The organism is Acinetobacter guillouiae CIP 63.46 (assembly GCF_000368145.1).
Taxonomy (GTDB): Bacteria; Pseudomonadota; Gammaproteobacteria; order Pseudomonadales; family Moraxellaceae; genus Acinetobacter; species Acinetobacter guillouiae.
On sequence record NZ_KB849282.1, the window covers coordinates 157,561 to 170,399 of the forward strand.

The 12,839-nt window shown below is 38.8% G+C and carries 12 protein-coding genes; 3 read left to right on the forward strand and 9 right to left on the reverse strand.

What is annotated here, in order from left to right; all coding sequences use genetic code 11:
* Positions 1 to 103: 103 nt before the first annotated feature.
* Together F981_RS02970 and truB are read right to left on the reverse strand one after the other, a co-directional pair.
* Positions 104 to 871 carry a sulfite exporter TauE/SafE family protein gene (locus F981_RS02970; RefSeq protein ID WP_004718268.1) on the reverse strand — a complete coding sequence of 256 codons (768 nt, stop codon included), beginning with the start codon at positions 869 to 871 and terminating at the stop codon, positions 104 to 106.
* 131 nt (positions 872 to 1,002) lie between these two features.
* Positions 1,003 to 1,908, reverse strand: coding sequence for a tRNA pseudouridine(55) synthase TruB (gene truB, locus F981_RS02975; RefSeq protein ID WP_004718269.1), 906 nt, complete (start codon positions 1,906 to 1,908; stop codon positions 1,003 to 1,005).
* Positions 1,909 to 2,046: 138 nt separating this feature from the next.
* Between truB and F981_RS02980 the strand changes: the two genes are divergently transcribed.
* From F981_RS02980 to F981_RS02990, 3 genes are all read left to right on the forward strand, one after another.
* Positions 2,047 to 3,081: a lipase secretion chaperone gene (locus tag F981_RS02980; RefSeq protein WP_004718272.1), complete on the forward strand. Its 1,035-nt coding sequence runs from the start codon at positions 2,047 to 2,049 to the stop codon at positions 3,079 to 3,081.
* Positions 3,082 to 3,470: 389 nt separating this feature from the next.
* The gene (locus F981_RS02985) at positions 3,471 to 4,445 is read left to right on the forward strand and encodes an esterase/lipase family protein (protein ID WP_004718274.1); all 975 of its coding nucleotides are present in this window, start codon (positions 3,471 to 3,473) and stop codon (positions 4,443 to 4,445) included.
* Positions 4,446 to 4,709: 264 nt separating this feature from the next.
* Complete coding sequence (locus F981_RS02990) at positions 4,710 to 5,678, forward strand: lipase family alpha/beta hydrolase (RefSeq protein WP_004718275.1); 969 nt, start codon at positions 4,710 to 4,712, stop codon at positions 5,676 to 5,678.
* A 63-nt stretch (positions 5,679 to 5,741) separates the two neighbouring features.
* Here F981_RS02990 and rplS read toward each other — a convergent pair whose 3' ends face one another.
* The 7 genes from rplS to F981_RS03025 form a co-directional block, all read right to left on the reverse strand.
* Positions 5,742 to 6,113 (reverse strand): 50S ribosomal protein L19, encoded by a 372-nt coding sequence (gene rplS, locus F981_RS02995; protein ID WP_004718278.1) that lies wholly within the window; start codon positions 6,111 to 6,113, stop codon positions 5,742 to 5,744.
* A gap of 272 nt (positions 6,114 to 6,385) precedes the next feature.
* The gene (gene trmD, locus F981_RS03000; protein WP_004718279.1) at positions 6,386 to 7,126 is read right to left on the reverse strand and encodes a tRNA (guanosine(37)-N1)-methyltransferase TrmD; all 741 of its coding nucleotides are present in this window, start codon (positions 7,124 to 7,126) and stop codon (positions 6,386 to 6,388) included.
* Between the two features lie 42 nt (positions 7,127 to 7,168).
* On the reverse strand, positions 7,169 to 7,717 hold the full coding sequence (rimM, locus tag F981_RS03005) for a ribosome maturation factor RimM (protein WP_004718282.1): 549 nt from the start codon (positions 7,715 to 7,717) through the stop codon (positions 7,169 to 7,171).
* Positions 7,718 to 7,744: 27 nt separating this feature from the next.
* Positions 7,745 to 8,002 (reverse strand): 30S ribosomal protein S16, encoded by a 258-nt coding sequence (gene rpsP / locus F981_RS03010; RefSeq protein WP_004718284.1) that lies wholly within the window; start codon positions 8,000 to 8,002, stop codon positions 7,745 to 7,747.
* A 145-nt stretch (positions 8,003 to 8,147) separates the two neighbouring features.
* A complete protein-coding gene (locus tag F981_RS03015; protein WP_004718285.1) occupies positions 8,148 to 8,594 on the reverse strand; it encodes a type IV pilin protein in 447 nt (148 codons plus the stop codon).
* Entirely contained in the window at positions 8,588 to 9,061 is a 474-nt protein-coding gene (locus F981_RS03020) for a prepilin-type N-terminal cleavage/methylation domain-containing protein (protein ID WP_004718286.1), read from the reverse strand. Before F981_RS03020 ends, F981_RS03015 begins: the two co-directional genes overlap by 7 nt.
* 10 nt (positions 9,062 to 9,071) lie before the next feature.
* A complete protein-coding gene (locus tag F981_RS03025) occupies positions 9,072 to 12,836 on the reverse strand; it encodes a pilus assembly protein (protein ID WP_004718288.1) in 3,765 nt (1,254 codons plus the stop codon).
* Between the last annotated feature and the right edge of the window lie 3 nt (positions 12,837 to 12,839).

The following is a 12,839-nucleotide window of genomic DNA, read 5'->3' on the forward strand; positions in this document are numbered from 1 at the left end:
TTTCGATCAAGAAACCAACAATCTTAGAAGACAAATCAAAAAAAAGCCTTACAAAATTTAAGCTTTTTTGTATCAAAAAAAATTAACGAGAGAATCTAGCAAATTACGCGACAAACATTTGATAGGCCAAGCGACAAATCAAAATGCTGACCAAAATCAAAAATAGAATACGAATAAAACCACTGCCATATTTCAGTGCCATTTTCACACCAACCAATGAACCACACACATTGGCAACAGCCATCAGCAGGCCCAATTGAAATAACACATGTCCAGTAGGAATAAAGAAACTCAATGCGGCAAAGTTGGTCATGAAATTGCCAATTTTGGAAAGCGCAGATGCGTGCAAGAAGTCAACTTTCAGATAACGAATAAAATAAAAGATGAAAAAACTACCTGTACCTGGCCCAAATATCCCATCATAAAAGCCGATCAATAAACCACCAACACCCGCAATCAATAACATTTTACGCGTGATTTCTTGTTGAAAATGGACTTGTCCAAATTGCTTCTTAAAAAATGTATAGATTGCGATCACAATCAGCATAAATAATACAAATGGCCGCAAAATTTCTTGGGGGATCAGTGAGACACAAGCAGCACCACCAAATGAGCTAATAAATGCAGTGATTCCAATCACTGCCAACAGCTTCCACTGAATTTTGACTTGTTTTAAATATGAAAAAGCAGCCGAAGCTGTTCCACAAATCGAAGCCAGTTTATTGGTTCCAAAAACTGTGGCGGTAGGATAATGCGGTAAAGCACCCATCAATGCAGGAATTTGAATCAACCCACCACCTCCAACAGCTGCATCAATTGCCCCTGCACAAAAGGCAAAGAATACTAAACTGAGGATGATATCAAATTCCATAACATTCACTTATCTTTTAAATGCGTCTATTAAAAAGGCGCTGAGAGACTTAACCTTGCTTTGGCTTAATCCTGCTTTAGCTTAATCAGGCTTAGATTTAAACTGAGTTATTTTCTAACAATGAAACGAAATTAAAGGTTTAGCACCCGTTTAGGCACTAAACGCTTTTTATCGGTAATTTCAGCCAAGCCTAAACATTTATCACCATCAAAAACCAAGACTTCAGCTTCGGCAACATGCTCAATATTACTTTCCATACCACGGCTAAAATATTCCGCACGTCCTTCAGGTACCTGAACTTTAGGAAAATGATCAATTGGTGCATAGACAGGCAGCAACAAAGCTTCACGTGCTTGCTCAGTCAAGCTTTCCAAATGTTCAATGGTATATTCCGGAATCAAATCAAAATGACCAGTTTGAGTTCGATTTAAGTATGTTAAATGCCCGTAAGTTCCCAATGCTTTAGCAATGTCTTCACCCAAAACTCGAATATACGTTCCTTTAGAGCAGGTAATATCTAAGGTCAGGCTGTACTGATTAAAAGCAATCAGTTCAATGGCAAAAATATGAATTGGCCGTGCATCACGTTCAATCTCAATTCCCTGACGCGCCAACTCATATAAAGGACGGCCTTGTTTTTTTAAGGCTGAATACATTGGCGGAACTTGTTGAATATCTCCGGTAAATTGCGCCAAAACCTGTTGAATACTGTCTTCACTTAATTCAGGTACGGCCTTTTCAAGTAAAACCTCGCCTTCAACATCACCCGTGGTCGTGCTATGCCCGAGTTGAACAGTCGTTTGGTAACGCTTGGTCGAATCTAACAGATAGTGTGAAAATTTAGTCGCTTCACCTAAACAGATCGGTAAAAGTCCAGATGCTAAAGGATCAAGTGCCCCTGTATGCCCTGCTTTTTGAGCGCGATACAACCACCGCACTTTTTGTAGCGCCGCATTTGAACTTATGCCTAAAGGCTTATTCAATAAAAAAACACCACTGATATGGCGACGCAGTATTTTCTGAGCTTTTGAAGACATATTGGTCTGGATACGGAGAATAATGCGCTATTTTAGCAAAAACCATTCGTCTATTTTTACAAATTTTCTGTTTGAAATTTCGAATTCTGTGGCAAATTATTTTTTCAATAAAAAATCTAAAAATAGTAGGAATATTAGATGGATCTATCTAAAAAAATGATTGGGATCATCATTGGTAGTCTCTTGATCATTCTTATAGCCGTGATTTTTTGGCTAAAACCCAATACAGAATCGACTGAAACACCACCAGCTTCTGAAAAAGCACTCGAACAACAGATGGGGCAATTGGCCTCAACTCAGCTTCCAGCCTCCGAAGCACTGAGCTTTGCCAGCAAAAGCCAACAAGACACGCAAATTAATTGCCAAATCCGTGCTGATGCCTCCAATCGCTTAATTGTCAATGAACAAACCAAAGACTGTTTTGAATACTTCATCACTCAATATGGTGAAAAAAGCATTGAACAAATCAAAGCAGATTTTCTCAGCTATACCAAAATTAGCTATAAAGAGCCTGTGCTATCACAGTTAAATGATCTCTGGGCACGCTATATCGATTACAGAAGCAAATTAGGTGATTTACAAGCACCTACTGCAGATAAAGAAAGCGCAAAGTATTATCAGCAGATTTTAGTCAATACTAAAAATTTAAGAAAAAAATTCTTCTCAGATTATGAAATTCAAGGCTTATTTGGCACACAAGATACCTATGATCAATATACGGTAGACCGCCTAGAAATTATGGATAATCAAAAATTATCTGCGGCTGAAAAAGCACAAAAACTCAAAGAGCTTTTCGAGCAACTCCCCGAAGACTGGAAAGAGAATTTACAACAACTCAATCAACTTGAAGACTTAAGAAAGCTGACAGCAGAGATCAAGGCGCGTGGTGGTTCTGCACAAGAGATCCGTCAAATGCGCACCAATTTAGTGGGACCAGAGGCGACACAACGCTTAGAAACGCTTGATGTACAAAGAAACGATTGGAAAGGCAAAGTTAATCAATACCTTGCTGAGCGTGACAATATCCTCAAAAGTAATCTGAGTGATTCAGCCAAACAGCGTGCTGTAGAACAATTGAAATCACAACAATTTGCAAATCAACAAGAGCAACTCAGATTACAAACTTTTGAAACTGTGCATGATCAAGGAGGCAAATTACCCTTTGCAAATTAGCCATGGAATACATAGCACATCGCTAAAATGATGAAAAAAGCGAAAACAAAAATATTTAGATTATGCGTTTATAGCACGTTTTATGGCTTGAGTTTGCAAGCCAGACTCAAGGATCTCTGTACATTTATGACTCAGGGATACCTACAAGTCTGCTGATACAAAGTGGAAAATAATATTAACAACCATCTATAGGGAGGACGCACACAAACTAAAAACTTGCTCGGGATTGACACGATTTTAATGCAACTTGCACCTTTGGTTTAGAGCAATAACGATAATGATGGTATGCCAATCGCTTGAGATCATAAGGGTTGTAAGCAACTTTTAGCTTGCAACACAGACGTCATGTCAATCAACAATTCACTTAAAAACAACAAGAGTATTTTAATATGAAATTTAAAATCAATATTTTCGCCCTGAGTTTAATCATTGGATTAAGTTCGATGGCTGCATCTGCATCTGGCTTACAAACTGTAAATCCACGTTATGTCAGTTCAAACTATGCAAAAACCAAATATCCAATTGTATTTAATCATGGGATGTTCGGTTTCACACGTCTGGGGACTTCCTCCTTTGGCATAGATTATTTCTACCAGATCCTCCCTGATTTAGCTCGCAATGGCGCAAAAGTTTATGCGACACAAGTCTCCCCATTGGAGTCGACACAGGTTCGAGGTGAACAACTCTTACAGCAAGTCGATGAAGTCATCGCACTGACTGGCTCACCCAAAGTCAATCTGATTGGGCATAGTCATGGTGGCCCAACGATTCGCTATATTGAAATCGTTGCACCCACAAAAGTTGCTTCTTTAACTGCTGTTGCAGGGGCAATTAAAGGTTCTAAGATCGCGGATGATATTTTAAGTAATCGAGGTGCAAATACGCTGCTGACTATCTTTAGTCAACATATCTTAGCACCAGTGATTACGCTTCTCGAAGGTAATCCATCCCTCCCCCTCAGCCTAAATAACTCTTTACAAAGTGTGAGTGAAAAAGGGGCTGCTGAATTTAATGCAAAATATCCAAGTGCTGCGATTCCCAAAGACTGTGGCAATGGTCAAAAAGTAACAGCCAATGGTGTTTATCATTATTCTTGGACGGGTACAGCCCAATTCACCAACATTTTTGATGTTATGGATGGCGTCATTTCCACACTCGCACCTTTATCTTATAAAAATTTAGATAATGATGGCTTGATGAATCGTTGCAATACCCATTATGGGCAAGTGATTCGAGACAATTATCGTCAAACGCACTTGGATGAAATCAATCATGTTTTAGGGCTACGTGGAATATTTTTTGCACCAAACCCACTTGCTCAATATCGTCAGCATGCCAATCGTCTGAAATTACAAGGCTTGTAAATATTGCCGATGAGAGGCGATAAAATGTACTGTTCATTCAGTATATTTTATAGTTGAATAGTAAATGATTCTGGATTCAAATTTTGTACTAAACATTGTATTGAATTTCGAATTCCAGAATCTGATTTGATATAAGATTTAAAAAAACAAAGAAGTTAAAAGTTTGTGTTCCTGCAAACATGATCAGAATCGAGGCTTTACACTCAATACATTTAAAATTGAGGTATGTAAATCGCCCAATAATAAAATAGATGGAGTTTTAACATGAAATATGGACGTATTATCGCGAGTCTACTGCTGGCGAGTACATTATCAACCGCATATGCATCTAATAATGCGCAAAAAGTGACTGTCAGTAAAGTAAACTCGGACTATGCAAAAACCAAATATCCTGTGGTATTTGTGCACGGTATGGCTGGGTTTATTCGTGCTGGCGATGTTTTAGGATTAGACTACTGGTATCAAATTTTACCAGATTTGGCTCGCAACGGCGCCAATACATGGGCTACGCGAGTATCACCCTTTAATTCTACTGAAGTCCGTGGTGAGCAATTGGCTCAGCAAGTCGAAGAGATTCTGGCAATTACCGGCAGTCAAAAAGTCAATCTGATCGGCCATTCGCATGGTGGTCCTACCAGCCGCTATGTCGCAGGCATTATGCCTACCCAAGTTGCATCTGTAACCGCTGTTGGTTCACCACAAAAAGGCAGCCCTGTTGCAAACGTTATCTTAAGTATAGAAAGCACGCCGCTTCAAGGCCCATTGGTGAGTGTGGTCAATTTATTTTCAAAAGCAATTGTCTGGGCGCAAGGTCTTGACCCGAAAGAACTTCCCCATGATGCGTTAGCAGGTGGGAAAAGCCTCACCATTGAAGGTTCTGCGCTATTTAACAGTAAATTCCCGATGGGCGTTGGCACCACAGCTTGTGGTGAAGGGGCTTATCAAGAAAAAGGGATTCAATTCTATTCATTTACGGGCAATACAGCCGTCACAAATCTTCTCGACTTGGATTCGGCCCTACTTGGCACAAGTTTATTAATTAATGCTGGTCGTGATAATGATGGTTTAGTTCCACGGTGTAGTGCCAAATTTGGCAAAACGATTCGTGATGATTATCGTTGGAATCACTTAGATGAGGTCAATCAAATTTTAGGATTGCGTGCAATTTTTTCACCAGATCCAGTACAAGTCTATCGTGAACATACCAATCGCCTGAAACTACAAGGGCTTTAACTGTAGCAAGAAACAAAAAATGCGCCAAATGGCGCATTTTTTAGCTGTAAAGCGAAGTTAAAATTAACCTTGTTTACGCGCTGGTAATTTTTCACGAATACGTGCAGCTTTACCAGACAATTCACGTAGGTAATAAAGCTTAGCACGACGAACGTCACCACGACGTTTCACTTCGATTTTAGCAACGATTGGAGAGTGAGTTTGGAATACACGCTCAACACCAACACCGCTAGAAATTTTACGTACTGTGAACGCAGAGTTCAAGCCACGGTTTTTCTTCGCAATAACTACGCCTTCAAAAGCCTGAAGACGCTCACGATCACCTTCTTTTACTTTTACTTGAACGATAACTGTGTCACCAGGAGCAAAAGTTGGGAGGTCAGTTTTTAACTGTTGGTTTTCAATTGCTTGAACTAAAGGATGTTTACCACTCATTGTGGGAATCTCCGTTTTGCGGGACAGAAGAGGTCTGCACAACCGCTGGGGATAGAGGCTAAATCGCGTATCAACCCGTTTATCTTTCCCTTTATTGCTGATGTTATTCAGATCAATAAAGAGCCTAATATAAGTACTTAATCATAAGTATTTTCTTGAAGCCGACTTCTTATGGAACTTACATTCCGCAGGACAACAATGATGAATGTTGTATCCCTGAATAAGAAGCACAGCTTCTGACGTGCGTTGAAACAAACATAATCAATGCTTGCCTACCCTCGCTCATCTTTTAGCCATTTTTTTTGCTGCTTGGTCAACTCAACTTTTTCCACCAACTCAGGTCGGCGTTCTAAAGTGCGTTGATAGCGTTGCAAAAACCGCCATTTTTCAATATTGGCATGGTGCCCTGACTTAAGTACTTCAGGAACATCCAAACCTTCAAAATGATCTGGCTTGGTATATTGTGGGCAATCTAAAAGACCATCCACAAACGAGTCTTGCACTGCTGATTGTTCATCTGACATGGTATTCGGCAAACGTCGAATAATACTGTCCAATAAAACCATCGCAGGGAGCTCACCACCTGATAGTACGTAATCTCCTATTGACCATTCCTGATCAACATATTTTTGGATCAAACGCTCATCAACCCCCTCATAACGTCCACACAGCACAATTAATCCGTCATATTCAACAAATTGTTGTACTGCTGGTTCATTTAAGGTCTGCCCTTGTGGTGACATATACACCACAGGAACCTGAACTGCACCTGCTTGCTTTGCAAGCTCTTTGGCGTGGTGGATTGCTTTTGCCAAAGGCTCAGCCATCATCACCATACCTGGGCCACCACCAAATGGACGTTCATCCACTCGTTTGTAGTTACCCTCAGCAAATTCTCGCGGATTGATACAATGAACTTGTACAATGTCACGCTTTGCCGCTCGCCCGCTAATTCCGTACGCTGTAATCGCTTCAAACATTTCAGGAAAAAGCGTAATGACTGCAAAAAACATCGCAGCCTCCTCTATTTTCCTGCTGCGCCAATCCTTATCGGATTAGAAATCTACGCCCCAATTGACATAGATACGACCAGCTTCGAGATCAACGCGTTGTACCACATCTTTATGCCATGGAATCATTCGCTCTTCGCCATCGATGCTATCTGCTGTTGCACGAACAACCATGACATCATTGGCGCCTGTTTCAAACAATTCGTGGATTTGACCAAGATTTACTTCCTGTTCTTCTTCATTCAGACCTAATACGATTAGACCTTTTAAATCAGACCAGTAATACTCGTCCACGCCTGCTTGAGGCAGTTGCGATTTTGAAATCCAAACATTCGCGCCAACTAAGCTGTCTGCTGCAGTGCGATCACTCACACTTTTCAACGAAACAACCAAGCCTTTACCATGTGGTTTCCAACGTTTTACGTCTACAATTTGCCAACCTGCTTTGGTCTCAATGTACCAAGGAAGGTAGTCAAATATGTTGCTCATAGGTTCTGTATTGGAATAGACCCAGAGCCACCCATTTAATCCATATGCTGAACGTAGCTGTCCAATCTGAATACGATCTTCGGGCACATTCTGTGCTGGTGTCATGGGCTTACTGCCTAATTAAAGATTTAATTATGCAGTAGCTGCAGCTTTCTTAGCTTGAGCAGCTAAAGAAGCAACACGTTCAGACGGTTGAGCGCCTTGAGCAACCCAGTGAGCAAAACGGTCAGCATCTAAACGAAGTTTTTCTGCTTTACCTTGAGCTGTAGGGTTAAAGAAACCAATACGTTCGATGAAACGACCGTCACGCGCATTGCGGCTATCAGTTACGATTACTTGATAGAACGGACGTTTTTTAGCACCACCGCGTGCTAGACGAATTACAACCATGATAGAACCTTATAGTTTTTACGGATTATCCTTGTACCGACCATCGATACATTTCAAACCCCTTTCATAGAGGGCAATATTTTACGTTATCTTTGTCATGAAAGAAAGATCAAATTTCATTTATCCACAATTTTGAATTTAATTTTTATTTGCCGTCCCAGTTTGTGGTTGCTGAAGGGGTGCAAGTGGTACTTTTGGTCCAGCATTTTTGGCCTTGGTTATTTAGAACTATCGAACCATTTCCAGTTTGATTTGTATTTACAACAGGAGTTGCCGTTAATGTCCATGTACCTGCAGAAACATCTGCTAATGTTAATTTATATAGTTGCTTACCACTTGAGGGGTATTGTTCAACAATGCCCAATGTCGCTAAATCAACGGGATTACCGTCTTCTTTCTTCAAAAAAGTTGAGTTTAATGTTCTATATTTTTGTAATAAACCACCGATTCTAACCATTTCAGACTGCATATCAACACGATTTGCTTTTATTAAATAGTCTGTATAAATTGGATATGCGATTCTTGCTAACACCCCTAAAATTGCAACTACAATAAGGAGTTCAATCAAGCTAAAACCTTGTTCTTTTACCATGGTTGGCTTCCTGTCTTTGTCCCATCATTCCAAGGTTCACATTTAAAATTCACATCACTCGCTAAACGTGATTTACATTGCAACCCATTACTACTCATTAGAAAATAATTATTTTTAGCACTATAATTACGATTATTTGTATCTGTAGGTGGTGCTACTGAAATATACCAACCTATTCCTTGTACATCATCTGTTAAACTTTTTGAACTATCTTCCAAGTCTGAAATTTTCAGTGTATAGCCATCAGGTAACTCGGTAGCAGTCCCAGAGAAATTTCTATAATTAAAATTTCTAGATTTATATCTTTCTAATTGCTCAGAAAGTTTTAAGATTTCTTGTTGAACTTTTTTCTCGGTATTGGATTGAATCACATCCTTATAGCTTGGTATCGCTATAGCTGCCATTATTGCAATAATAATGACAACTATAATTAACTCAATAAGGGTAAATCCTTGTATTTTTTTCATGGATTCTTCCTTAACGTTCATACCAGCGCTGTGAAATAAACTTGGTTTTACTTGTATAATTTGTTAAAGGTTCAGTTGTAGGGAAATTTAAAACTAAACCACGACTCTTATCTTTACCACCAAAACTAATACCGATATTCCCTTTACCTAATGCAATTTCATTTGGGCGATTTTTGACAACTATTGTATTACCACTCAGCATAGTGCATTGCCCATAAGGTAAACAGAATTGATTTGCCTTACTTTCACCTCGAACACCACCATAACAATCAACGTCATCAATATCTATATTTGCGTTAAATATACTGACATATAAATCACTATCAATCGCAATATTATCATTGAGTACACGTTTTTTAGAGCCTAACGGATAGTACCACCCCCCCAAACTTAGACTTGTCGCTGTATTACCATCAGTATTTTTAACCAATTGTTTACTGCCGGTGGTCATTGAATTGATATCAACCGAATTTAACTCACTGTCCTTTAATACGGATAAATTCCGGCGAGTTACATCTTTATCATAGATGACATATAGCGCATCATTTTTATTAGCTTCTGACATTGGTGAACTCAAGTTACCAGAACCTATTGTTAATACCGCAAATAAACTTCCACCATTATTATGGATGGTAAATGTAGGTGTAGAATAAAATCTTGGTACATCAGACGCATTAGACTGATTTAAAATTCGAGTGATACGTTTCGCTAAATTAACGGTATTTCCTGCTTGTTTTGAGCTGTCCAAATCAACACGCCATAGCTGTCCACCTAAATCACCAAAATATAGATGATCTACTAGACCATCAGTATTACGATCAACTGCTTTTATCTGACTCACGACACTGCGTTTCATGTTACTAACGTTAGTCTCAGTCACCTTGTCTGCTGTAGCATTCGCGCCTGCCCACCATAAGACTGAACCAGTTTCAGCATCAAAAATGTACACTCCCGCACCTTTATCAATACTGCTTGATGTTGGTGTTCCTATATTTTCATAAATTGGATCATAGCCACCACCAACAATCATCACCAACTTACGTGAACCTTGCCAGTTTATCCAAGCTAGAGTAGGTTTAGACCAGCTTTGCCCCATATAACTCATTGGCGAATATGCAGTAGCATCATCCGGACTTATTCTAAATTTGATTTTTGGCTTTCCGCTTGTAGCCGTAACATCAGATAAATCTAGAGCATAATAACTTCGCCCCCCCATGCGTAAACCACCATATAACCATTGCTTACCACCACTCACAGTTACAACAGGTTCTGTCGCATTGGTACCAGACTTCGTCACATATTCAGTATACGCTGTCCAAGGACCATCAACCCCATACTCCAAGTTTCTTCCTTGATTTTCTTGATTTAAAAAACCTTTGCTTTGTTTCTCAATCATTTCATTAGGAGCAAATGTAAATACTTCTTTACCAGCATTACTATCTGTCGCACTATCGCCAGCACGAATGACATGCAATAATCCCTGAGTTGTTCCAAAAATAATTAAGTCATCACGATCTTTATAACTTAAATCACCTGTTTTAGCATCAAACTGTGTTGTTCCTTTTTGTGTAATTAATAAAGGCTTTGAATGCATCACAGCACCCATCTGCCTAAGTGTTGCGTTAGATTGTGTTAAAAAATTAACAAATGCTGTATTCGCAGAATCATTATTACTTGTTGTTAGGTTTGATGCCATTGCTGAGGTTACATTATAGCCAAACAATGCCGCGAGATAACCTCGCTTTGTATCTAGACTAAAATTATTCGCAGGATTATTGGCTTTTAAATCAGCACTACTCACTTGTAATAACGCTTTATCACTACCTATACTTGAAGCGACGCCAGCGTCACTTACTTTTCGATCTGTATAAATAACCCGTTCACTATTATTCACATTACCAAGTTTAAATTGACTTAAGGCACCACCAACCTTTACTTCAAGCTCTTTTTCAATATCAACATTATTTTCTTGAATGATTTTGGTAATCGTCTTTTTAATAGAAGTATCTGCCCAATAATCATTTGGATCATCAACACTAATACCTTTCGCGGCATCAAATACAATTTTATTATCGCGATCCTTAATTATATTATCCACAACTTGATACTTCTTAAGATTACCTACCCATGTTGTTACTTGAGCATCTGGTGCAGGATCAAATTGCGGGAAATACCCCCAAGGTTGGATGTTTTGTGTATCTAAATTATCTACAGGAATTGTAATTGAACCAGTAGTGACAGGTGGAATATACTTCTGAAGTTTCTTAAGAAAGGCATTGACACTTGCAACCACATCAGAATCATTACTACCAGAATACCATCCCCCCTCTCCAAGTGTTCCCCATTTTTGAGCATCTTGTACATCACTACCTGTACCACTATTAAAGTCTGAACCAAAGCCTACAACTGCAGTTTTTATTCTTACCCCAGCAGGGTTTAAATTAGGATCCAATAGTGCTTTCGTATATGCTCCGATACAGTCCCAACCATTTGGTCTACTCATTGTACCGTTAGTACTATAATTATTTAATAAACCTAATGTACTTGAATTACTACACGAAAAGGACCCTTTTTTTGACCCCAGAGTATTTTCCATGAAAGTCTGTAATGTACTTTTATTTTTATTATAATAATATTGAGGTTGACCATCCGTTAGGAAGTAAATTCCTTGAGTATTACATTGCTTTGTTTTTGTTACAGATGAAGGAGCTATATAGTTATTTCCATTCTGAATAGCTGTTAAACCATTGGAGTTACTAAACCCGCTACCAGTTAACCCTTTTGTAGACTGGCCCATCATATAAGCAGCAACTTCTGCAAATGCATATCCAGTGGGAGTACTATCATCTGCATTTAATAAATTTACTGCTCGTAACATCCTCTTACGATGAGTATCTTCTGCAGTACCTGTATAAACTTTATACTCGACTAAAGAAACTGTACCACTTTTTTTTCCGTTATAACGAGTATAAACCAAATTTTGATAATAACGAGTTGTCCAACAATAACTCCCATACCATTCAATACATTCACTTGTTGTTGCAGGATAAGTTGAATTGTTCTGAAGCAGAGTTCCATTACCATCATTAGTTGCCGTCCATGAATATGCGTAGTTAGTGCTTGTTGTATTAGAAGTAACTGTACCAAAATCAGTAGCTCGCTTTGTTGTAGAAACCCAACTATTATCTTTACAGGTATTGTCAGAATTCCATTCTATACACTCTTCAAATTGTTTAGCACCATTATCCTGTAGATTCGACGTAGAAATATTACCATCACTATACGAATATTGAGTTGTACTTAATGTTGACCAACCTCCCCATGTTCTATCTCTATATTCCCCTTTTACGGTAATTTTTGTGTAAGCTTGCTCAGCATTTCCTATTTTTGGCTGAATTTCCCTAAATACTTGTGCATTTGGAATATACGTTTTATCTCCTAAAGCACGAGCCTCTAACTTAATACGTCCATTAGATCCGGCAAATTCAGAGAGACCAACAACCAATTTATCAGGTAAAGCATCTGTATTAGCATCCCCTTGCAGGAGCTTTATCATCCCATTCTTTAAACTTTGAATTCTGTTTTCTCTATAGTTATTATTATTAGGGTTCATACTTCCAGATACATCAAGCATAAACATAATTGTTGTTTCAGAGGTTTGAGGTGCTTTATAGAGTTCCGTATCACTTGCATAGCTCGGTAAAGCAGAACAAACTAAGGATGTGATAAAAGCTGTTTGTATCGCAACAACTATTTTTTTATATTTAGTTTCCATGAG